Annotated in this window: 21 protein-coding genes; 19 read left to right on the top strand and 2 right to left on the bottom strand. The window is 61.0% G+C overall.

Annotated elements, in window-relative coordinates:
• The first annotated feature begins 434 nt into the window (after positions 1–434).
• The 17 genes from O1Q03_RS03315 to O1Q03_RS03235 all read left to right on the top strand — a co-directional run bounded on the left by O1Q03_RS03315 (position 435) and on the right by O1Q03_RS03235 (position 18,536).
• On the top strand, positions 435–1,280 hold the full coding sequence (locus O1Q03_RS03315) for a ParA family protein (RefSeq protein WP_185658220.1): 846 nt from the start codon (positions 435–437) through the stop codon (positions 1,278–1,280).
• 357 nt (positions 1,281–1,637) lie between these two features.
• Positions 1,638–2,315, top strand: coding sequence for a lytic transglycosylase domain-containing protein (locus tag O1Q03_RS03310; RefSeq protein WP_124455101.1), 678 nt, complete (start codon positions 1,638–1,640; stop codon positions 2,313–2,315).
• A 95-nt stretch (positions 2,316–2,410) separates the two neighbouring features.
• Positions 2,411–2,704, top strand: a complete 294-nt coding sequence (locus O1Q03_RS03305) for a TrbC/VirB2 family protein (protein WP_260434947.1) — start codon at positions 2,411–2,413, stop codon at positions 2,702–2,704.
• 17 nt (positions 2,705–2,721) lie between these two features.
• Positions 2,722–3,042, top strand: coding sequence for a type IV secretion system protein VirB3 (locus O1Q03_RS03300; protein WP_269501659.1), 321 nt, complete (start codon positions 2,722–2,724; stop codon positions 3,040–3,042).
• Between the two features lies 1 nt (position 3,043).
• The gene (locus O1Q03_RS03295) at positions 3,044–5,512 is read left to right on the top strand and encodes a VirB4 family type IV secretion/conjugal transfer ATPase (RefSeq protein ID WP_124455095.1); all 2,469 of its coding nucleotides are present in this window, start codon (positions 3,044–3,046) and stop codon (positions 5,510–5,512) included.
• The gene (locus tag O1Q03_RS03290) at positions 5,509–6,672 is read left to right on the top strand and encodes a type IV secretion system protein (RefSeq protein WP_124455093.1); all 1,164 of its coding nucleotides are present in this window, start codon (positions 5,509–5,511) and stop codon (positions 6,670–6,672) included. The genes O1Q03_RS03295 and O1Q03_RS03290 overlap by 4 nt, the downstream gene beginning before the upstream one ends.
• Positions 6,673–6,688: 16 nt before the next feature.
• A complete protein-coding gene (gene virB5 / locus O1Q03_RS03285) occupies positions 6,689–7,384 on the top strand; it encodes a P-type DNA transfer protein VirB5 (RefSeq protein WP_124455091.1) in 696 nt (231 codons plus the stop codon).
• Between the two features lie 209 nt (positions 7,385–7,593).
• Positions 7,594–8,289, top strand: coding sequence for a virB8 family protein (locus O1Q03_RS03280; RefSeq protein ID WP_124455087.1), 696 nt, complete (start codon positions 7,594–7,596; stop codon positions 8,287–8,289).
• The gene (locus O1Q03_RS03275) at positions 8,286–9,110 is read left to right on the top strand and encodes a TrbG/VirB9 family P-type conjugative transfer protein (RefSeq protein WP_124455086.1); all 825 of its coding nucleotides are present in this window, start codon (positions 8,286–8,288) and stop codon (positions 9,108–9,110) included. Before O1Q03_RS03280 ends, O1Q03_RS03275 begins: the two co-directional genes overlap by 4 nt.
• A complete protein-coding gene (gene virB10, locus O1Q03_RS03270; protein WP_124455085.1) occupies positions 9,103–10,329 on the top strand; it encodes a type IV secretion system protein VirB10 in 1,227 nt (408 codons plus the stop codon). The genes O1Q03_RS03275 and virB10 overlap by 8 nt, the downstream gene beginning before the upstream one ends.
• Entirely contained in the window at positions 10,326–11,444 is a 1,119-nt protein-coding gene (virB11, locus tag O1Q03_RS03265) for a P-type DNA transfer ATPase VirB11 (protein WP_111442662.1), read from the top strand. The genes virB10 and virB11 overlap by 4 nt, the downstream gene beginning before the upstream one ends.
• Before the next feature lie 9 nt (positions 11,445–11,453).
• Complete coding sequence (locus O1Q03_RS03260; RefSeq protein ID WP_111442663.1) at positions 11,454–11,828, top strand: hypothetical protein; 375 nt, start codon at positions 11,454–11,456, stop codon at positions 11,826–11,828.
• Positions 11,825–13,543 carry a type IV secretory system conjugative DNA transfer family protein gene (locus O1Q03_RS03255; protein WP_124455083.1) on the top strand — a complete coding sequence of 573 codons (1,719 nt, stop codon included), beginning with the start codon at positions 11,825–11,827 and terminating at the stop codon, positions 13,541–13,543. The genes O1Q03_RS03260 and O1Q03_RS03255 overlap by 4 nt, the downstream gene beginning before the upstream one ends.
• The gene (locus O1Q03_RS03250) at positions 13,540–15,396 is read left to right on the top strand and encodes a PriCT-2 domain-containing protein (protein ID WP_124455081.1); all 1,857 of its coding nucleotides are present in this window, start codon (positions 13,540–13,542) and stop codon (positions 15,394–15,396) included. Before O1Q03_RS03255 ends, O1Q03_RS03250 begins: the two co-directional genes overlap by 4 nt.
• Before the next feature lie 56 nt (positions 15,397–15,452).
• On the top strand, positions 15,453–16,976 hold the full coding sequence (locus tag O1Q03_RS03245; protein ID WP_124455079.1) for an LPD7 domain-containing protein: 1,524 nt from the start codon (positions 15,453–15,455) through the stop codon (positions 16,974–16,976).
• A gap of 104 nt (positions 16,977–17,080) precedes the next feature.
• A complete protein-coding gene (locus O1Q03_RS03240) occupies positions 17,081–17,521 on the top strand; it encodes a plasmid stabilization protein (protein ID WP_311767310.1) in 441 nt (146 codons plus the stop codon).
• 1 nt (position 17,522) lies between these two features.
• Entirely contained in the window at positions 17,523–18,536 is a 1,014-nt protein-coding gene (locus O1Q03_RS03235) for a relaxase/mobilization nuclease domain-containing protein (protein ID WP_124455075.1), read from the top strand.
• A 17-nt stretch (positions 18,537–18,553) separates the two neighbouring features.
• Here the strand turns inward: O1Q03_RS03235 and O1Q03_RS39945 are convergent, their stop codons facing one another.
• The gene (locus tag O1Q03_RS39945; RefSeq protein WP_332112496.1) at positions 18,554–19,579 is read right to left on the bottom strand and encodes a hypothetical protein; all 1,026 of its coding nucleotides are present in this window, start codon (positions 19,577–19,579) and stop codon (positions 18,554–18,556) included.
• Positions 19,530–19,901, bottom strand: a complete 372-nt coding sequence (locus O1Q03_RS03225) for a hypothetical protein (protein ID WP_269501655.1) — start codon at positions 19,899–19,901, stop codon at positions 19,530–19,532. The genes O1Q03_RS39945 and O1Q03_RS03225 overlap by 50 nt, the downstream gene beginning before the upstream one ends.
• A 57-nt stretch (positions 19,902–19,958) precedes the next feature.
• Here O1Q03_RS03225 and O1Q03_RS03220 point away from each other — a divergent pair, with 57 nt between their 5' ends.
• Positions 19,959–20,423: a hypothetical protein gene (locus O1Q03_RS03220; protein WP_124455074.1), complete on the top strand. Its 465-nt coding sequence runs from the start codon at positions 19,959–19,961 to the stop codon at positions 20,421–20,423.
• Between the two features lie 9 nt (positions 20,424–20,432).
• On the top strand, positions 20,433–21,140 hold the full coding sequence (locus O1Q03_RS03215; RefSeq protein WP_124455072.1) for a nucleotide-binding protein: 708 nt from the start codon (positions 20,433–20,435) through the stop codon (positions 21,138–21,140).
• Positions 21,141–21,156: the final 16 nt, after the last annotated feature.

Genomic DNA, 21,156 nt, shown 5'->3' with positions numbered 1-21,156 from the left:
CGCTCGTGCGGCGTGAGTCGCACTCGCCTCGTGTAGGTCCGCCGCGGACAATATCGAGTTCACCCCGAACACGAAATAAATATAGGAACAGCGAGGAGCTTCACGGCACGATAGAGATATCGTCTCATCTCGTCGACGCATGTCGGCCCTTGAATCGACGTGGCAGCTGACCTACAGTGAAGCCAACAATCTGATCCGGTCAACGTGCACAGCACGACCGAGTACGCGTTAGCGGCCCCGCAGCATTGACGTCTGTGTGATGGCGTAGTGTGCCGTAGCGTTCGTGAGAAAGCCTGTAATCGCAGGCTTTTCTGTTTTCTGGCGTGCTCTCAAGAATGCACGTTGAACTCGTCGGGATCCTTCCTCGTGCCGGGATTCTCTCACTTTCATCAAAGGACGTCGCTGCTCGGAGCCCCATCCGAAGAGTGACGACCATGAAATCGCTTCTTGTGGCTTCGGGCCATGGTGGTACAGGCAGAACGACAGTGGTGTGTCAGTTTGCCCATTATCTTCGTCTTGTACGCGGATATCGGGTGTTGGTGCTTGATCTGGCCGAGCCGGCGTGTAGTGCCATTTCGCTTACACGTGGCGCCCGTGCACGCTCGATGAAGCGTGCGGCGCTCGATATTCGGTCCGACCGACTATCTGATGTGGCAGAACCGTGCATTTGCGTGCTTGCGGCGGACGCCGTTGCCGGCATTGCGTATCGAGCCGATCCGGCTGGCGTGCATTTCTACGCCAACTTGCGACACCTGTTGACCCGGGTCGCTCCGTTGTTTGACGTCTGTTTGATCGATAGCCCGCCGTGGCCTGACGCGCGTGCCATTTGTGCGGCTGCGCTCGCCGACGCGCTGATTAGTCCCGTTCTGTTGTCGCCGGACACGCTTGAGCAGGTCGCCGATTTCGTCAATGGCAGCAATGGCGTGCGCAATGTCCGAGCCCGGCTCAATCCGTCGCTGTGCTTTATCGGTATCGTGCCCAACTGCGTCGAGATGACTCCGCGGCAGCAAGCCCGATTCAAGCCGTTCGAGGCGTGCGTGGCCACCTGGCTGGTTCCACATGATCAGAGCCCAAGCGGCCATCTATTGCTCCCCCGGATTGACGCCATTTCGCAGGCGCAGGCGAATGGGACCTCGGTCCTGGATCTCATTCCAGTCGGTCTGGCGGCCAATCGCGAATGGCAGGCCATGAGCGCGTGTTTCGACGTGCTCGCACGGCGACTCGATTCTGCAAATGATGCGGCATTGCCTTCGGAAATGGCCGAGGCATGCCATGCATAATTCCGCGTTGATTCCGGATGTGCGACAAAACGTGTGGCGTGGTGTGGTGTCGCTTGCGGTCGTGCTTGGAACGTCGATGGCGTGGCCCGATGTCGCACGAGCGGACGATTGGGGTTGTCAGGTGATGTTGTGTCTGTCTAACCCCGGTGGCCCGGAGCAGTACGCCGAATGCGTACCGCCAATCGAGAGATTGTGGGCCGCTCTGCGAGACGGCGATCCTTTTCCAACCTGTGATCTTGCTACGGCTGGCACGCTGAACGGAGCGGCACGTAACAATATACATTCCGCCCATTATTCCGCGACGTCGGCAGTGCATCTCCTGCAGCAGGTCGTTCGCCCAGGAGAGGGGGATCGATAATGCCATTCGATTTTCTGTCGCTCGTGCACGACTGCGCGCCGCAGATCGCCCCGGCCACGATGGCGGCGATCGTGCGCACCGAATCAGGATTCAATCCCTACGCGATCGGCGTCGTTCACGGGCGGCTGCGTCGACAGCCATCGAATTTGGCCGAAGCGGTCGCGACGGTACGCGCGCTGGAGGCAGGCGGCTGGAATTTCAGTGTCGGGCTCGCGCAGGTGAATCGCGCGAACTGGCTGGCCTATGGCCTGACCGCCGAGAACGCATTCGAGCCATGTCGCAACCTAGCTGCTGGTGCAGCCATTCTGCAGCGCTGTTTTACAGCGGCGGTGGCGACCCGAAAGCTCCACGCAGGGACCGATTATCAGGCTGATGTACAGGCCGCATTACGCGCGAGCCTGTCCTGCTATGCGAGCGGCAATTTCTCGACCGGCTACCAGACGGGCTACGTCCAGCGTGTCGTGGAGAGCGCAGCGGCGCTAGCTTCCTCGAATTCGTCTGTTCCGGCGATTGCACCCATTCCGGTCGTACCGATCGGTTCTGCAGTGTCGATTCGTGCCCGTCGCTCAGAACCTGCGGTTCGGCAGCTATTGCGGCGGGATCGTGATGTGATAAACGCCGCTTCGCCCGTTACCGAGGAGCCTCTTAAACCGGACAGTAGTGCAGTGGTGTTCTAACTCGACATTGACGAATTAGATTGAGATGTATCGGAAGGGAGTCGATCATGTGCTTAGGAATACGATATAAATCATCGATATTCGTCGAACGGACGATGCGATTTCTGTCTGACCGAAAGGCGGAACTGGCAATCATTCTTGCCACTTCGGCCCTGATGTTCACGGCCCCGGCCCGCGCGCAACTATCACAGGTCAATACGCTGCTCAACACGATTCAGACGACGTTGCTGAGTGTCGGGGGCGTGATTTGTTCGATTTCGATTATCTGGGCTGGCTTTCGGATGATGTTCCAGCACGCCCGGTTCGGTGATATCGCGAACGTGTTTATCGGCGGTCTATTCGTCGGTTGCGCGACCGTCATCGCCGGCATGTTGATTCCTTCGAGCTGATCCGGGGGCAACTAACCATGCATTCTCTCAAGGATCCCGTCTTCAAAGGCTGCACGCGTCCCGCGATGCTTTGGGGGGTGCCGCTGGTGCCCTTCCTGATGGTCGGCGGCGGCATGCTGATCCCCGCAATCTGGGCACTGCTGGCCAGCCCTGTGCTGGGTGTCGCGATCCTCGTTTTGATGATTCCGGTGTTCGTCGCGATGCGGGTGACGACGCGCCACGACGATCAACGGCTTGCGCAGCACGCGCGACGCGCCCGCATGGCGTTGCGTCAGGTCAATCGCCGCTTCTGGGGCGCACACGCCTATGTGCCGGTGCGCCTGAAGAGGAGGGCATGACATGGCGCGCCAATCGCACGTCGGATCCGTCGCGAGCCGGGAAGTGCCGCTTGCCGGCTATATCCCGTACTCGACGCATGTGACCGACCACGTCATCAAGACGCGAGAAGGCGACTACCTGCAAATCTGGAAGATCGCCGGCATTGCGTTCGAGGCAGCCGATCCCGCCGACATCCTTGCGCGACACGAAGGATTCAACCAATTTGTGCGCGGACTGGCGGGCGGCCATGTGGCGCTGTGGTCGCATCGTCTGCGCCGACGGGTGTCGGACCGATTCTCGACGCAGTACGACAACCGCTTCTGCGAGGAACTGGCGACACGCTACTACGCGAGTTTTGCGGGATACCGGATGATGGCCAACGAGTTGTATCTGACGGTGGTCTATCGGCCAAACCGCACCCGCCTCGGACGTGTCTTCAGCCGTGCGGCACGTCGCACGCGCGACGATATCCGGCGCGATCAACTCGACGCACTGAAGATGATGTCGGAGCTCGCGGCCCAGGTCGAATCGAGCCTGAAACCCTACGAACCGGTCGCGCTCGGTGTCTATCGCCGGCCGAGTCCCATCGTGGCCACTTCGCGCCGCTATTCGTCAGCGCTGGAACTGCTCGGCTATCTGGTCAACGGAGTCTGGGAACCTGAGCCCGTGCCAGCCGGCACGATTCGCGAGGCGCTGCCGATTTCGCGGCTCTTTGTTGGGGCCGAGAAAATCGAGATTCGCATGCCGACGGCAACGCGGTTCGCGGCGATGCTGGACCTCAAGGATTATCCGGAAGACACCGAACCGGGCATGCTCAATGGCCTGCTGTACGGCGACTTCGAATATATCGAGACGCAGAGCTTCACGATTCTGGATAAACCCACGGCGAAGGAGGCGTTGGAGCGGCAGCGCAATCAGCTTATTGCCGGTGAGGACGTTGCCCTGTCCCAGGTCGACGCGATCGACCGCGCGCTCGATGATCTGATCAACGGGAATTTCGTTCTTGGCGAGTATCACTATTCGCTGGCGGTGCTCGGTGACTCGCTGAATGACGTGTCTCGCAGCATCGCGAAGGCACGAACGCAGCTGGCCGACGCCGGGTTCCAGACGGCATTGATCGATCTCGTGGCCGATGCGGCCTGGTTTGCGCAACTACCGGCCAACTGGCGCTACCGGCCGCGCGAAGCGAAGCTCACATCGCGCAATTTTTGCGGTTTGGCAAGCCTGCACAACTTCGCGACCGGCAAGCGCGAAGGCAATCCGTGGGGCGAGGCAATCACGATCGTCAAGACACCCAGCGGCCAGCCGCTTTATCTGAACTTCCACGCGACACCGGATAAGCAGGACTCACTCGACGAGAAGGCACTCGCCAACACGCAGATCATAGGCCGGGCAGGAGCGGGCAAGACGGTACTTGAGCTGTTCTTGCTCGCGATGGCGACCAAGTATGACCTTACGGCGGTGCTGTTCGACAAGGATCGCGGCACGGAGATCGCGATCCGTGCGATGGGCGGCACCTATACCGTGTTCCGCCGCGGCGAGCCCACCGGGCTTAATCCGTTCCAGATGGCACCGGATGAGCCGGTGATCGATTTCTGGGAGCGCCTCGTGCGCAAACTCGTTGACGTCGGCGAGCCATTGTCTGCAAAGGACGAACTCGACATCTCACGTGCTGTGCGAGAGGTCACGCGTATGGACAAGTCCCTGCGCCGTTTGTCGATGGTACGGCAGCTCCTACCGAACGTGGGCGAAAACAGCTTGCATGCGCGGCTGGCCAAATGGTGTGCGGGCGGACGTCTGGGGTGGGTACTCGATAATCCGGCGGACCGTATCGATCTGGCGCACGCGAAACTGTTTGGTTTCGACGACACCGAGCTGCTGGACGATCCCGAGGTGTCGACACCCGTGACGATGTACCTGCTGCATCGGACCGAAAACCTGATCGACGGCCGACGCTTCATCTATGTGATGACCGAGTTCTGGAAGCGGCTCGGGGACCCAGTCTTCACGGATTTTGCGAAGAACAAGCAGAAAACGATCCGCAAGCAGAACGGGCTGGGGATTTTTGATACCCAGTCGCCGGCCGACGTATTGCGAAGCGAAATCGCCAGTGCGCTGATCGAGCAGAGCGCGACGTTTTTCTTCCTGCCGAATCCGCGTGCCGACTACGACGACTACGTGCATGGCTTCAAGCTGACCGAAGCCGAATTCAATATCGTGCGCAACCTGGGCGAGAGCAGCCGCTTGTTCCTCGTCAAGCAGGGCCATCGCTCCGCGATCGGCCGACTCGATCTCGCAGGGCTTGGTGATGTGCTCGATGTCCTGTCCGGCACGACCGATAACGTCGAGCTGCTCGATGCGATCCGTGCCGAAGTCGGAGATATGCCCAAAGACTGGCTGCCCGTTTTTCATGAGCGACTAGCGACGCGCCGGGCGGCTCAGGCGAGCTCGCGCTTGTCCCCGACGCCCGGGCCGGGAGGTGCGGGATGAGCGGCCTCTTTACTGCCGTGGGGGGCACCCTCGAAAACGGCATGTCGACCTACGTGACGACCGTATCGTCGGCGCTTTCCGGAGCGCTCGTGCCGGTCGTGACCACGGGCGTCACGATCTGGGTGCTGGCCTATGGTCTCGCGGTGGTGCGCGGCGAAGCCCACGAGGCGGTGCCGGCCTTTGCCTGGCGAGGGCTGAAAGTGTCGATCACGCTGGCGTTCGCGCTGAGCGCCGGGATCTACCAGCAGCAGGTTGTCACAGCCGTCAACGGCGCGACGGCTGGGCTGGCCCAGACCATCCAGAACGCGGCGAACACGACGGGCGGGGGCAACCCGGGATGCGGGTCGGCCAACGGCAGCACCGTGACGGGACAGGGCGCCGCGACCAGCATTTACCAGACACTCGACTGCTACGACCAACAGGTCGACCTCGTGATGGACGCCTACTTCAACAAGGCGACGCATGAGGGAATCAGTCCGAGCGGTCTGGCCGCCGCGATTGGGGATTTCCTCTGCGGCCTCATTGCTGCGCTCGGCGGGTCCATCTTTTTGATCGTGCTGGCCTTCGAGGTCGTGATGGCAAGGATGCTGCTCGATCTCGTGCTCGGACTGGGCCCGATCTTCATCGCGTGCGCCGCGTTTGCGCCCACAGCGCGATTTTTCGAAGCGTGGACCGCGAAGGTTGCCAATTACGCGTTGCTACAGGTTCTGGTTGCTGCCTTCCTTGGTATGGCGCTCACGGCGTTTTCGGCCGATCTCACTTCGTTCCACGTGACGGACGGTTCACCCGGTGCCGATTCGTCAGCCCTGATGCAAGCCGTTTCCGCCTCCCTAGACGATGCCGCTGCAGCGGCGGCCGCGATTGGGCTCTTTGCGACCGGGATGTTCCTCGCGATGGTCGGTTGGCAGTTGCCTTCGGTTGCAGCGGGTTTGTCTGGCGGCGCCACTCTGTCGGGTTTCGGCGCGTTTGTGGCCGGCATGGCATCGCGAAGCCTCGTCACGGCGATTGGGCGGGCGTTCAGCCGTAACGGACGAGGCCCGCCCTCCGGTGGCGAAATTCGTGATCGGACGGGTTCGGGCGGGAGATCTGGGTCAAGCGGCGGCGGGACCCCAGCTTACCAGCGCGCTGCACGCGCGAATTTGGGCCAGCAGGACAGCTGACCAGGAGGGAATGACCATGAACGGACGAAGCAAATGGATCACTGTCGCATTCGTGTGTGCGGTGCGGTGCATCGGCGCTCACGCGCAAGGGATCCCGGTTTACGACGCGCAGAGCGTCGTGCAGGCCATTGCCACCGTGGGCCAACTCAAGCAGCAAGTGCAGCAAGAAATGCACATCTACCAATCGACGATCGGCACGCGCGGTTTCGGCGCGCTTCTGAGCAATCCGGTCGTCGCCAACTCGTTGCCGTCGAACTGGCAGAGCGTCTATACCGCGATCCAGAACGGCGGCTACGCGGGCCTGACGGGCAGTGCGCAGGCATTGCGCTCGGCCAACCGGATCTACGACTGCGAGGACCAGACCGGGGTGGATCAGCAGGTGTGTCGGCGCACGCTCAACAAGCCCTACCAGGACAAGGCGTTCGGTCTGCAGGCATACCAGACCGAGCTGCAGGAGCTGGACCAGATCCAGAGTCTCGCGCAACAGATCAACGCGACGCAGGACCCGAAGGGCGTTGCGGAGTTGCAGGCTCGCATTCAGGCCGAATCCACCGCGGTCGGCAACGAGATGACCAAACTGCAGCTCTTTCGCATGCTGGCCGAGACGGAGGACAAGCTCGTAGCCGAGCAGCAAAGTGAACTGGTGCTGAGCCGAGCGGGTAAGACCAACCGGCTCCAGGACCAGATGGTGCCCGCGTCATTCGGAAACTGAGGCGACACCATGTCCACACTGAGCTCGCTGACGTTCGCCGGGTGCCTCGCCTGGAGTCTTGCCGCCTGCAGCAGTGGGCCACCCAAGCCCGTATTGCCGGACGGCCTGCACCGCGTGCCGGTCAATCGTGTCCCAGACGTGCCTGACGTGCCAACGACCGTGCCGGCTGCTCCGGACCAGCCTGCGTTGCCGGATGCTGGAGATCGCTCATGAGCTCGCACAGTTATGGCCGCGTGCTTGACATCGAGGCGTCGCTGACACACCTGCAGGAGTGCTCCGAGCGTCGTGCATGGCACGTCGCTTACGCTGCAGTTGGTATTGCCGTGCTGAGCACGGTAGCACTCGCAGTGATGGTGCCGTTCTATCGCGTAGTGCCTTTGCCCATCGAGGTCGATCGCCTGACGGGCGAATCCCAGGTGATCGACGTGCTCGACGCCCGCCACGTGCATACGAAGGAAATCCAGGACAAGCACTGGGTCGAGACTTATGTGCGCGCACGCGAGCGCTATGACTGGGGACTGCTGCAGATGGACTACGACAGCGTGCTCACGATGAGCGATGACGTCGTTGCTCGCGATTACCGTGGCATCTACAGCGGTCCCGATGCACTGGATCGGCAGTTGGGGGCTGGTGTCGAGCGGCGCATCCGGATTCTCTCGGTCACGCTGCCGCCCGACGAACCCGGTCGTGCAGTCGTGCACGTCGAACGGACGTCGTTCAAGAATGGCGAGGCCCATGCCGAGCCAACCCAGCGTTTCGTGATCACGCTGGCTTATACCTACCGGCCGCCCGTGTTCACGCGTGAGAGCGTGGCAATCGCCAACCCGTTCGGCTTCAAGGTCACAGCCTATAGCCGGGATGCGGAATATACGCCGTCGGCGTCGGCAGTAGGAGGCACACCATGAGAGTGCGTCCGTTCGGCATCGCGCTGGCGAGTCTGTTACTCGTGGGGGGCGCGAGGGCGGTTGATCTGCCCGGTTGGAACGGCGACTCGCGCGTTCGCCAGGTGATCTATCGAGCCGATGAGGTGGTGCGTGTGGAGGCTCAACGCGGCTTTGCGACGCACATCGCGCTGGGTTCCCACGAGCACATTCAGGTGGTCGCGCCTGGAGATCGAGACGGCTGGCAGGTGGTGGCGAACAAGGGCGATCACGATGTGTACCTGAAACCGCAGCTTGCCGCCCACGATTCGAATCTCGAAATTCGCACCGACCGGCACAGCTACAGCTTTGATCTCGTGGTGCTTCCGCTGAAGTCGAAGTTCGGCAATGACCGCGTGATGTATCGCGTGACTTTCGTCTATCCGGACGAGTTGGCGAAGCGGGCGTCAGGGGAATCAGATGTCGAGTTGGTTGCGGAGCGCCTGGCACAGCCGGCGGCCGTGCGCAACTCACGGTATTCGATGCAGGTGATGCCGAACTCCGACGACATCGCGCCGACTGCCGCATGGGACGACGGACGTTTTACGTATCTGCGTATCCCGAACAACCGACGCATGCCGGCGATTTTCCGGGTGGCTGACGACGGTACGGAAAGCGTGGTCGACAAGCACATCGACGGTGACACGATAGTCGTGCACGAAGTGGCGAAGCGATTCGTGCTGCGGCTCGCCCGGGAGGTCGTTGGAATTTGGAATGACGCTTACGACATCGACGGCGTGCCGGCTCATGACGGCACGACGGTCAACGGGGTGACGCGCATTCTGCGGAGCCATCGAGATGAATGACGATACCCCGCACAACGTGATTGAACCCGACGATGGCTCTGACCGTCGGTCTGAAGGTGGCCAGAACGCGGGCGCATCTAATGCTTCCGCTGATCGCGGTATGCCAGCGTTGGGGCAATACCGAGGTGCACGTCCGCGCGCTTGGTGGCTGACGCCCGTGGTAATCGTGCTGATCGTCGGTGTGGGTGCCGTTTGGACCGTGCACGGATTTCTCGCGCGGCACGATGCCGAGGCGAAGGCGCGGCGCGATTCGATGGCGGGTACGTCTTCCCAGGGGCGCATGTTCAACGATCTGCCCGCGTCGTCGGTCGGTAGCGCAGCCTCGGCCACGGTACCAGCAAGCGCAGTTGCCGTGCGCCCCGCATCGAGTGCGGGCGTGGTCACACCTGCTCGTATTGCACACGCTGCGACACCCCGCAGCTACTACGATGCGCCGCTGCTGGCAACGGGCGGTGGGCAGGAACTCGCGGGCGTGGCGCCAGGCGTGCCGGGGTCGGGTAGTGCACCTTTCCCGCTTGCCGCCGGCGTAAGCGGCGGCGCAGGCGCGTCAGCGCGAGATCCGGGGCAGATGGGGGGCGGGCTCGCCCAGGCGCTGATGCCGACCGTGACACCGCGTGTTCAGGCCGGGACGCTCGGCAATCGGAGTCTGATGCTTGCGCAGGGCGCCAAAATCGACTGCGCGGGCGATACGGCGTTTGATTCAACCGAGGCTGGCGTGTCGACCTGCACGGTGACCAAGAACGTGTATTCCGACGACGGCCACGTCGTGCTGATTGAACGGGGTTCGCAGATCAACAGCCAGTATCGCTCGAACATGTCTCCGGGACAGAAGCGGGTATTCGTGCTGTCGGCCCGTATCAAGACACCCAACGGTGTCACGGTCGAGATCGATTCGCCGGCGGCCGACGCACTCGGCCGCATGGGCATCGACGGCGACGTGGACAACCATTGGAGCCAACGCATTGGTGCCGCAATGCTGTTGGGCGTTACCCAGGACGCGATCGGCTATCTGTCGACGCGCGGCGGCAACGCCAACGGATCGGTGGTGTTCCAGAGCACGCAACAGCAGGGCAACGACATGGCCACGCGCGTGCTCGACAGCACGATCGGTATCCCACCGACGCTCACCCAGAACCAGGGCGCGGAGTTCACGATCGTGATTGCGCGCGATCTCGACTTCGGGTCGGTGTATGTCCTGCAGCCGGAGGGCACGCAATGATGATTCACTCGCCCCAGTTAGATGCGTCGCGCGACTCGGTGCTCGCTCGGTTACCCGACGACGCATCCGTGCGCGAACTGATGCGACCGTTCGCGCCGCTGCTCGACGATCCCGACGTGACTGAACTGGTGATCAATCGGCCGCAGCGCGTTTTGACCGAGAACTCGGTCGGTTGGCACGGCCACGACTACGCGGATCTCGATTTCGACCGGCTGATGTCATTCGCGGTGTCGGTAGCCACCCTGACCAATCAGGAAGTATCGTCGCAGTATCCGATTCTGTCGGCGCTGTTGCCGGACGACGCGCGTATCCAGATCGTGGTTCCGCCGGTCGTGCCGGCGCGGACGGTGTCGGTCACGATTCGCCGTCCGTCCCCAGACGAAAAGACGCTCGACGCATGTCGCGACGAGGGATTGTTCGACGATACGGTATGGCGCAGGCCGGACGGACTCGATTCAGCGCTGCCGTCCTTGCGCGCCGAAGACCGGAAGCTCGTCCAGTGCCTGGAAGAGCATGATTGGGGCGCATTCTTCGAGCGCACTGTCACGGGCAGGCTCAACATCGCAGTGGTTGGCAATACGGGGTCAGGCAAGACCAGCTTCATGAAGACCCTGTGCCGCTCGATTCCTGCGACCGAGCGGATCGTGACGATCGAGGACGTCCGGGAGCTATTCATCCGGCACATCGAGAACTGCGTGCATCTTCTATACAGCAAGGGCGGGCATGGTCACGCGCAGGTGACACCAGCGGACCTGATTGCAAGCGCGATGCGTATGCGTCCGGATCGCGTGCTGTTGGCCGAACTGCGTGGTGCTGAAGCTTACGACTTCCTGAAGCTTCTGACGACAGGACATGCAGGGTCGATCACGAGCTATCACGCGCCCAATGTGACCGTCGCGATCGAGCGATTCGCGCTGATGGCAAAGGAACATCCGGAGGCCGTCGCCTGGGACGATGCCGCACTCAAGAGGTTGCTGTTCCTGACAGTCGATGTCGTCGCGCATATGGAATCACGCCCGGTGTTCGACGTAGAGGGTAAACAGACCGGGCGGCGCTGGGGCATAACCGAAGTCTGGTTCGATCCGGTGCGTAAGGCACGCACCGCGTTTGTATAGGCGGCGGCCATGGATCATCCGTCTTCTCCTTTGCGCCAGCATATTCGGATAGCTGTAGTGACGTTGGCCACGCTAGCTTGCTTGGTGGCTGGACTGGCAGCGTCGCTCTGGCTCGCGTCATTCCTCTTCTATGCCAGCCTGCGCATTAATCCGCTGCACGCGGGACTGTGGGGTTGGCTCGATGCGGTGCTGATGTGGCGAGACGGAATGATGCCGAACGTCGGGCGCAAGCTGGTGGGATCGGCGCTGTTTGCTGTGCTCGGGTCCTTGGGTGGTCCGGCATTAGGCGTTCATGCGCTATGGGCGAGCTCGCGTCGACGCCGCTTGTATGGCAGTGCGCGCTTTGCGAATGAATCGGAAATCCGGCAGGCGGGGCTGCTATGACGACGCACGCCCACCTCAATCCGTCCCCTGCGATTGTCGTGGGGGTATGGCGCGGCCGCTATCTGCGGTTTGCAGGTCAGCAGTTTGTGCTGCTTGCTGCTCCTGCCCGCTCAGGCAAGGGTGTCGGCGTAGTGATCCCGAATCTGCTCACCTTTCCAGATTCGGTGGTAGTGCTCGACATCAAGCAGGAAAACTATGCGGCCACAGCCGGCTTCCGCCGCGCGAATGGGCAGGAGGTGTATCTGTTCAATCCGTTTGCCGAAGATGGCCGGACACATCGCTACAACCCGCTGTCGGCAATCTCCGATGGCTTGTTCCGGGTGGGCGACATTCTCGCGATCGGCTATGCACTGTATCCACCAGGCGGCAACGACGATTTCTGGAAAGATCAGGCGCGAAACTTGTTCCTCGGCATCGTGCTTCTGCTGTGCGAATGGCGCGATGCGCACCGGGCTGGCAAGGATGCGTCGACTCCCGATTTTCCCGTCACGATGGGCGAAGTGCTGCGGCAATCGTCGGGCAATGGCATGCCGGTCAAAACCTATTTGCAGCGAGCGCTGGTCCGGCATCGTGGCTTGCTCTCGCAACAATGCGTGGATGCACTGAATCGCTTCCTGTCCAATGACGACAAGGTGCTGGCGAGCGTGTTGGCGACCTTCAATGCGCCGCTGACGATCTGGGCCAACCCGATTGTCGACGCAGCAACGAGCGTGAGCGATTTTGATCCGCGGGATCTGCGGCGCCGACGTATTTCCATCTATATCGGTGTCACGCCCGACCATCTGTCGGAAGCGGCCTTGATCGTGAACCTGCTCTTTTCGCAGATTATCAACCTGAACACGAAGCAACTGCCCGAAGCCGATCCGACACTCAAGTTCCAGTGCCTGCTTTTGTTCGATGAGATGACAGCAATCGGAAAGATCCACATTCTTCCGCGCGCGATTGCCTATTTGCCAGGCTTCAACCTGCGCGTGCTGTCGATCGTGCAATCGATCGCGCAATTCGAATCCGTTTACGGGCGATCCGATGCGCGTACCATCATCACGAACCACGCGATGCAGATCCTCTATGCACCGCGCGAGCAGAAGGACGCGAACGAATACTCGGAAATGCTCGGTACGTTCACCGACCAGTCGCGCAGCGTGAGCCGCCCCAACGCATTCTTCGGCGGGCGGGGTGGTTCAAGCGAAAGCGTATCCGAACAGCGCCGGCCGTTGCTGTTGCCGCAGGAGTTGAAGGAACTGGAGCGAGATAAGGAAATCATCTTGCTCGAAAACACCAAGCCGATTTTGGCCGACAAGATTTGCTATTGGCGCGATCCCGAGTTCGCCTCCCGCGTCGTGCCCGCGCCGTCCGTGCCCGCCCTGAACATGGCGCATTTCTCTGCGGTGGTCGAGCGCCGGTTGCGTGACCTGCATCCTGATGAGCTCGACCCGGAGGGTGCGGGGCTCATCCATCTTCCGCACGAGTACCTGGAAGTATTGCAGGCGTGGAATCCGCGTGATCTGCCGCCGAACCTCGCAGACATCAGCGAGGAGGAGGCTGTGGCCTACGTGGAGCGGCATTTCATGCTGCTGGGCATGCCAGTCAGTAAGGTTGAGCAGGCGCGACGTTGCCTGAGCGTGAATGATCTTGATGTGGCTGAGCTCGACTTTGTTGAACCTGCGCGCCAGGCAACCGCGAGCGGTCCGCCAGTTGCGGGAGCCCGGCAATGACGACACCCTATGTGAATGACGCAGACCGCGCACGTGCAGCGCTTGCCGTGATTCCGGCCGACGACTACGAGACCTGGGTCGATATGGCGTTTGCGCTCAAGCAGGGCTTCGGTGACGAAGGCTTTGAAATCTGGGACGCATGGAGCCGCACGGCAGCCAACTACAACGCGCAAGCGGCCCGGACCACATGGCGCTCGGCCAGTGCATCAGGTGGCAAGACGCTCGCGACGCTTTTCTGGCAGGCGCGTCAGCACGGCTTCGATCTGAAGCGGGCGAATTATCCGGATCGCGTGACCGCCGTACTGGCGGCGTCGCCCGAGGTATTGGCTCAGCGCGCACGGGAGGAGGCTCAACGGCAAGCACGTCACGCAGCGGTTGCTCACGAGGCCGCATCGATCTGGCAGTGGGCGAGGCCAGTCGGCCCGGCGCATCCCTATCTTGTACGTAAGCACCTTGACCCTGCATACACGTTGCGCGAGCTCGATGCACTTGAACTGCGTGCGCTGCTTGGCTACCTGCCGGCCAGCGAGGACGTGCCGCTGAGTGGACGTGTTTTGATCGTGCCTGTCTGGAACGGATCGATCTCGACGCTCGAACTGATCGACGAACACGGGCGCAAATCGTCCCTGGCTGGCGGCGCGAAGCGAGGAGGTTATTGGACGACGGAGCCGAGATGGGTTCCGGCCAGCGCTCCGTCGCAGGTTCTGATCGCGGAGGGTATGGCGACGGCATTGGCGGCTTCGAGAGCCACAGGCTGGTTCGCAACGGCGGCACTGTCCAGCGGGAACCTCGGGCTGGTGGCGCAGAGGTTGCGTGAACAGTATCCCGCCGCGGACCTGATCGTGCTAGGTGAACTGGGTAGTGGCGAGGCGCAGGCTCGGTGTGCGGCGGAAGATGCGAGGGCGCATCTGGTTTGGCCACGATTCGCCGCAGATGCGCGCATCCACGGCATGGTGCCGAACGACTTCAGCGACATGGTGGTGCTGAGCGGATCTGAAGCGGTCGGCGAATACCTGCGCGCCATGGTCCGCTCTGTTGTAAGGGCAGATGGTCGATCGGAAATATGCACCGAATCCGGTTTCACCTTGGTTGATGTCAATGAGTATGAGGAGGGCGGGAAGATGAGCAACGTCAAGGAAAAGCTGTTGGCAGATGATGACGGTACGTCGCGTCGCCGGTCCTCAAAGCGCGGTGCACCGAAACAGGCGACGCCGGATGTGCCGGCAACGGACCGTGCATCCGGCTCGGCATCACGCTCGGTGGATGCTCTGCCTGACACGCTGCCCGTTGCGGCGCCATCGGCTGCCGATCCGCCTCGATTTGCGTCGACGCGTCCGCCAATCGGCGAGCCGCTGTTTGGCGTCGGTGACGTTCCGAACGAGGTCAGGGCGCTGGCCGAGCATCGGTTTGGCTCACCCCTGAGACTGGGCACGCCACGCGAAAACGGCGGCCCCTATCGGGGTGAGGTGTTCAACACGGAACACTATCTGATCCAGCAGGTCGCGACGCGCAGTGTCGTGTTCCATCGCAAAGATCGGATGACGTTTGTGTCCGACCGTCTGAAATGGATGGATGAAAACGCCCGGTTGAACGGATCCGAGTTGCAAGTGGGTTATGACGGCGACCAGGCGAAGGTTTATCCGTGGGACCGGGCGCGCGATCTGCTGGAACGTATGGTGGGTTCGCTGAAGAAGTCGGCACGCGAGTTGAATTACAGCCCCAATCTGGAGGCGATGCTCGATCAGTTGCAGGCGAGGTCCTGGACGCGCATCCGTGAAGCGCGTGCGGCCGCACTGGAAAAGTCGCGGGAACAGGAAGCGTCTCGCGAAGCCGGTTTAATGCCTGACCGATAAGGCATACCGGCATCGCGCCGACATACCACGCCGATCTCTGGAATGCGAGGTGCCACATGGCTCTGAGAACATCCGCGGACGAAGCCGAGCCGGTTATCAACGTGATCGAACAGGATTTGCCGGCCAACAGTGACGGGCCGGCTGCGTCGGACGAACGCCGGGGCAGGCTGGAATCGGCTGCAATAGCTGCCGTATCGGCTCGGCGCCGACGTGAGTTCGATGCCGCTCGGGCGAAATTGCGGGAGCGGGCCATCCGTGATGATGCGACCACGCCGCAGAAGGCCGGGACTCGGTCACCGAGCGGGACGCCGGCCGACATGGATCTGTTCGGTGTGCCGCTCGACCAACCGCCCGAACGCATACGCAAGCGTTACTTGCGCGCGGGCAATCAGTATTTCCTGAAGGACGCGCCGTATCAACTCGCGTTCGAAGATTTAGGGCCATACCTCGTCACCGAGCACAACCGGCCGGATGTGGTCGAATCGATGATTGACATGGTGCACGCGAAATCGTGGCGGCGCATTCGTGTGTCGGGCCATGAGGTGTTTCGTAGCGAGGCGTGGTTGCAGGGCACGCTGCGTGGCATTGAAGTGAGCGGCTACGAGCCGAAAGCAGCAGATCTGGCGCGTCTGACAGATGCGCGGCAGGCGCGGCTGGACAATCGCATCGAAGTGGTTGCGCAAGTCGGGGTGGCAACTGCCGAGAGTGGGCCGGCTCGCGCAGATAATCCGGCTATGGTTTCAAGCGCGCCCCGAGTCGACGTAGGCACGAATGGCGACCCTAACTCATCATCCACATCGGTCCGTGTGTCGGCATCGGAACCGTCTATTCATGAAGGCAGCCAGAGTGCGGCAAACGACGAAGCCGATATCCCGCGGCGATACGTTGGAGAACTGCGTGAGCATGGTGGCGCCCCGTATCAGCACAATCCAGCGCGCAGCGACTCGTACTACGTCGTGTTTCGCGATGTGGCGGGCGTTGATCAAGTCGTGTGGGGTGTGGATCTCGAGCGTGCGGTGCGCGAGGCGAATGCCGAGATCGGACAGCAGGTGATACTCGAAAATCTCGGCAAACGTCTCGTCACCGTGCGAATGCCGATCCTGGATGACGAAGGAAGGGTGATCGGAGAAGACGAGAAGGTCGTGCATCGCAATACCTGGCAGGTAGAGATTGTGCAGCGGGGCCATGACGTTGCAGTCTCGCAGAAGCCGAACTATTCACGGGATGACCAAGCCCGATCTACAGATTCATTCGGTGCTCCAGTCGACGAAACAGTGCCGCACGGCAGTCACGATGCGCGCCATTTAAGTAGCGAACGGGCATTGCATGTAGCCGTGCTGACGGCCGCCATGCGCGAACAGGGTTTCAGCGAGCGCTCCGTTACCCGCGTGCGGCAGCACGCTGAACGCATGCTGGCGGCGTTCCAGCACGAGAGCATTCCGGTCCCGACGCCGAAGGTATTCGATCCGAGCGCGCCATCGGGCCGGAATCGTCGCAAGCAGCAGGCTCCCGAACGCACGCCTGCCCGCGAACTCGAGCTCACGCCAGCTGAGCCGTCGCGATCATCACCCTCTCGCTGAGGTGAATCGTGGTCGTGCGCGAGCGTTTGTGCGTCGAACTTGGGGCAATCAGGTTGCGTTGGGACGACTGGTGCGCTCGCCGAGGTTTGACGGCGGGCGAGGGCGTGCGTCAGTTGATCGCAACGGCTATCGGCGGCGATGCGGACGGCGAATCCGGCACGACCATATGTCGCTTACCTCTACCGATCGTTGGGGAGCCGCGTCATCGCATCGAAATCCGACTGACCAGCGCGGAGCTGAACGCGGTCGAGCGGTGCGCTGCAGCAATGGGTCTGCGCAGTAATCGCTGGATAGTCTCGCTGGTTCGGGCGCAATTGAGCCGGGAACCGCAATTGGGCGAGCCAGAATTGAGTGCGCTGTCCGTATCAAACCAGCGACTTGCTGAGATTGGCCGTTTGTTGGGACAACTTGCACGTGCCGACGAAACCGAGCTTGTGCGTCGAGATTTGATGTCTGAATGGGCGGAATTGCGAAAGCGCGTTGACGAACACCTGCGTACGGTGGCCGCGATTATGCGCGCGAACCTCGATCGCTGGAGCCGCTGACATGCCATACCCGAAAATCTACATCGACGCGATGCTCGTGAACTGGGGCGATCGCCTGTTTCAGGATCCGCTACGACATGCGCAAGCGTCGCGACTCTCACATGTGGATATTCGCAACGCTGCCGCTCGCATGCGTGCGCAGGTCGCTCGCACGCTCAGGCGCACGCCGGAAGTCATGGTCAAGATCACCAACAAGGCGGCGAGTGCGCAGGGCATGGGAGCCGTACGTCGACATCTGCGCTATATCTCTCGTAACGGCAGGATCGAACTGGAAGATCAGAACGGTGACCGTATTGAAGGCAAGGATGCGCTGAATGATCTCGCGAAGACCTGGCAACTCGGTGGGTGGGGTATCCCCGAGACCAGCACGCGCCGGGAGACTTTTAACATCCTGCTGTCGATGCCACCAGGAACGGATCGGAAAGCGGTGCGCGATGCGGCGCGAGATTTCGCGGCACTTGAGTTCGGCGACGGCAGGGCATACGTTTTCGCCGCGCACGATGACGAAGCGCATCCGCATGTGCATCTGAGCGTGCAGGTACGTGGTCCGGATGGACATCGCCTGAATCCGCGTCATAAGGATCTTCAGCGATGGCGTGAGCGTTTTGCGGAAAAACTGCGTGAGCACGGTGTCGAGGCGAATGCGACGCCTCGGCGTGTGCGCGGCGTGACGCAGCGCTATCCGAAGCAGTCTGTCGTCCATGTGGTCGCGCGTGGAGAAACGCCGAGGTACTGGAAATCAATGCCGACCGATGCTCAGCGCGATGCAGTATGGGTCGCGCAAGGTGGCATATTTACCGCCTGGCGAGAAATTGCCTACGCAATGGCGAGGTCGAGTGTGCGTGAGGATCGCGCGATGGCCGTTGAAATGGCGTACTTCGTTGGGTCCATGCCCGTGCAACGAGATCGACCAATGGTAGGGCGTGCGCCGGATGACAGGCGCGAGATGCCGGATCGTCAGGTGCCAGGTACCGTAGAGCGTTCGGACGGCGCCGGGCAGGATGTGGAGCGTTGATGGTCACAGCGTTGGGTTCATTCCCGATCGGAAAACCACGCTGGTCCAGCCTTGAATGTCACGACAAGCAGAAACAGGAACGTGATCGCGAGAAGCGGAATGCCGTAGACTGCCACCGGGAAAAACAGCACTAGCTGCAGAATCGACCCGGGAACACCGTATATGGGTGCCGTGTTCTTGACGTTTTCGTAGATCAACCGGATAACTACCGCAAGTCCCATTGCGATGAGGACGAGACCGGCCCAAGTCGGTTCGTGATGCAGTAGTGCGGTTCCCCATCCGATGTATCCCCACCATGTGAGATTAATACCGACTGCGGCAAGCCAAAATCCACGTGCCGTGAAGAAACTGTAACCGTACTGGCATCGCGAGTGACGACTAAAAAGCTGGATGCTCTTTGCAATCGCGATGACTGTGCCAAAGACGACCGCAATTTTAAGAAATCCCACGGAACATTCCTCCAGAATGTGGCGCCCGATCAGGCCGCCTCCTTTGTCGAAATGAACAGCTCTACAGCGAAATGTGATGTGTCGACTGCCCTTCCTTCCAATATAGACGGCTAGACCGTGGATGAACAATCTCGACTTCGTAAATTTCAGAAGGTCGTTGTTCAGCAAATCTCCGCGTGCTTGAGAGCTAAGGTTCTCGCGATGAACGAAGAAATGGACGAATGTGGACAACATCGGAGTGCTTGGTAGTGCACGCTGCAGTCGTTGATCTAGAAAACACTTTGGACGTGAGATCGGACTTGATTTTCCGAGGAGCATTGCAATGGTGCCAAAAACCGGCGCAAGCCTATCCTGCCGTCCCTTGTCTTTTGTTCTTTCATCTTGCCGTTCGTCAATTACCACGCACGATGTGGTGTGGTCATGCAGAAAGATGGAGCCGTGGCAGCAAAAAGACGCGATCACAGCGCGAAGGAAGGGGCGCGCCTCGCGCAACAAGACGATCCGCATGTAATCAAAAAAAGCGGAAGGAACGGGTTGCGTAATGTCAATCCTTTGGCCAGGTGACGTGCGAAAAACGAGTGTTGTGGGCGACATGAGCGATCGGGGCCGTCATGCACAGTGCAACAAAAACGATTGATGGAAAGCGTGGTCGGATCAGTGCGAGCGCGAACTCAGCCAGTAAGTGGCCACGCGGATGCGGAGTAAGTCGCATCGGTCGAATACGGAGGTTTGCTCCTCGAGCATTGCTCACATGATCGGATTCATCCGGATCCAATCGTCGTTTGCTACTTAAGGCATGGTCGATAGCGAGTTGGTGTTGCCTTAGCGCGCCGACGAAAAATATTTTGTGATGCCGTTCAATTCCGGCCCGTTCCCATGCGGTCCGATGCGCGAAGGTCGGCTTGTTTTCGGGCATTGACGGTCGTCCTTGCCATCAGCAAGATGGCATCCAGGCAGTGTGTCGAGGCGGATCATGCCGGTCGTAAAGCACTTTACCCAAGCGCAATGGGACGCGGGAGCTCGCCGTCTCGACGCGCTGCCCCCAAAGCCTGCGCACGAGCATCACGTCACGGTGCGTGAGGCAGTGAACGCAATGCGGCCGCAGATAAGCGGCGCGCAACAGAAGGGCTACACATTCGAAGAAATCGTTCAGGAACTGGCGGAAGAGGGCGTCGACATCAGCGCCAGCACTTTGCGCTACGCGATGCGGCGCGTAGCGAAAGATCACAAGGTCGGGCATGTGGAAAGAGCCGCGCCGCCGGGTCAGGCTGCAGCGTCACCACGAATCAAGAAGTCGAGGCAAACGAGACCGCTGACTCTCGATCAAAAAGAGAATCGAGACCGAAAGGATAGTCGAAGGGCGACAACCAATTCGGGGGGCATGGTGATTCAGGACGCGTTCTCGTTCGAGATAGCGCCGGACACCGAGAACCTGTAGAGGGTGCATATGGCGACGACTTATCCAATCTATCTGGTGGGCGGCAGCAAGGGCGGTGTGGGCAAGAGCTTTGTCTCGCTCGCGCTGGTCGACTACCTCCAGCGCCGTGATTTTCCTGTCGCACTGGTCGAAACCGATACGTCCAATCCCGACGTGATGAAAGCGATTCAGGACGAGGTACCGTGCGTCGCCTACAGTTTGGACGAAGCCGAAGGCTGGATCGGCCTGGTCAATTTCTGTGATGAACGCCGGGACGCAGCCATTGTTGTCAACACGGCGGCGCGCAGCCAAACGGGCATTACCCGTTTTGGCGCGACACTTGCCAGTACGCTCAGCGAACTGCGGCGCGAACTCACCGTGCTGTGGGTAATCAACCGGCAGCGCGATAGTTTGGAATTACTGCGCGCGTTCAGTCCGACATTTCCCCAGGCGACGATCCATGTCGTGCGCAACGGTCATTTCGGCACGCCGGACAAGTTCACGCTGTATCAGGCGTCGCAATTACGCAAAACGATCGAAGCACGGGGACGCACACTCGACTTCCCGGATCTGGCGGATCGTGTCGCGGACGAACTGCGTAGTCAGCGGATGTCGATTCGCGTTGCGTCGGAGACGATGCACATCGGCGAGCGGGCAGAACTGCTGCGCTGGCGAGTGCTGTGCGACATGACCTTCTCGACCGTGATTGATAACGCCGGGACCAATGATGAGCCGTAGGCGGCCAGTCGAGCCA

Source organism: Burkholderia sp. IMCC1007, from assembly GCF_027257875.1.
In the GTDB taxonomy this organism is placed as follows: Bacteria; Pseudomonadota; Gammaproteobacteria; order Burkholderiales; family Burkholderiaceae; genus Burkholderia.
The sequence above is the reverse complement of the archived record's forward strand: the minus strand, read 5'-3'. Positions and strand labels throughout refer to the sequence as shown.

Excerpts from the sequence above, each read along its gene's own strand:
- O1Q03_RS03315 (WP_185658220.1), top strand. The coding sequence starts at position 435 with ATGAAATCGCTTCTTGTGGCTTCGGGCCATGGTGGTACAGGCAGAACG.
- O1Q03_RS03310 (WP_124455101.1), top strand. The coding sequence starts at position 1,638 with ATGCCATTCGATTTTCTGTCGCTCGTGCACGACTGCGCGCCGCAGATC.
- O1Q03_RS03305 (WP_260434947.1), top strand. The coding sequence starts at position 2,411 with ATGCGATTTCTGTCTGACCGAAAGGCGGAACTGGCAATCATTCTTGCC.
- O1Q03_RS03300 (WP_269501659.1), top strand. The coding sequence starts at position 2,722 with ATGCATTCTCTCAAGGATCCCGTCTTCAAAGGCTGCACGCGTCCCGCG.
- O1Q03_RS03295 (WP_124455095.1), top strand. The coding sequence starts at position 3,044 with ATGGCGCGCCAATCGCACGTCGGATCCGTCGCGAGCCGGGAAGTGCCG.
- O1Q03_RS03290 (WP_124455093.1), top strand. The coding sequence starts at position 5,509 with ATGAGCGGCCTCTTTACTGCCGTGGGGGGCACCCTCGAAAACGGCATG.
- virB5 (WP_124455091.1), top strand. The coding sequence starts at position 6,689 with ATGAACGGACGAAGCAAATGGATCACTGTCGCATTCGTGTGTGCGGTG.
- O1Q03_RS03280 (WP_124455087.1), top strand. The coding sequence starts at position 7,594 with ATGAGCTCGCACAGTTATGGCCGCGTGCTTGACATCGAGGCGTCGCTG.
- O1Q03_RS03275 (WP_124455086.1), top strand. The coding sequence starts at position 8,286 with ATGAGAGTGCGTCCGTTCGGCATCGCGCTGGCGAGTCTGTTACTCGTG.
- virB10 (WP_124455085.1), top strand. The coding sequence starts at position 9,103 with ATGAATGACGATACCCCGCACAACGTGATTGAACCCGACGATGGCTCT.
- virB11 (WP_111442662.1), top strand. The coding sequence starts at position 10,326 with ATGATGATTCACTCGCCCCAGTTAGATGCGTCGCGCGACTCGGTGCTC.
- O1Q03_RS03260 (WP_111442663.1), top strand. The coding sequence starts at position 11,454 with ATGGATCATCCGTCTTCTCCTTTGCGCCAGCATATTCGGATAGCTGTA.
- O1Q03_RS03255 (WP_124455083.1), top strand. The coding sequence starts at position 11,825 with ATGACGACGCACGCCCACCTCAATCCGTCCCCTGCGATTGTCGTGGGG.
- O1Q03_RS03250 (WP_124455081.1), top strand. The coding sequence starts at position 13,540 with ATGACGACACCCTATGTGAATGACGCAGACCGCGCACGTGCAGCGCTT.
- O1Q03_RS03245 (WP_124455079.1), top strand. The coding sequence starts at position 15,453 with ATGGCTCTGAGAACATCCGCGGACGAAGCCGAGCCGGTTATCAACGTG.
- O1Q03_RS03235 (WP_124455075.1), top strand. The coding sequence starts at position 17,523 with ATGCCATACCCGAAAATCTACATCGACGCGATGCTCGTGAACTGGGGC.
- O1Q03_RS39945 (WP_332112496.1), bottom strand. The coding sequence starts at position 19,579 with ATGTCGCCCACAACACTCGTTTTTCGCACGTCACCTGGCCAAAGGATT.
- O1Q03_RS03225 (WP_269501655.1), bottom strand. The coding sequence starts at position 19,901 with ATGCCCGAAAACAAGCCGACCTTCGCGCATCGGACCGCATGGGAACGG.
- O1Q03_RS03220 (WP_124455074.1), top strand. The coding sequence starts at position 19,959 with ATGCCGGTCGTAAAGCACTTTACCCAAGCGCAATGGGACGCGGGAGCT.
- O1Q03_RS03215 (WP_124455072.1), top strand. The coding sequence starts at position 20,433 with ATGGCGACGACTTATCCAATCTATCTGGTGGGCGGCAGCAAGGGCGGT.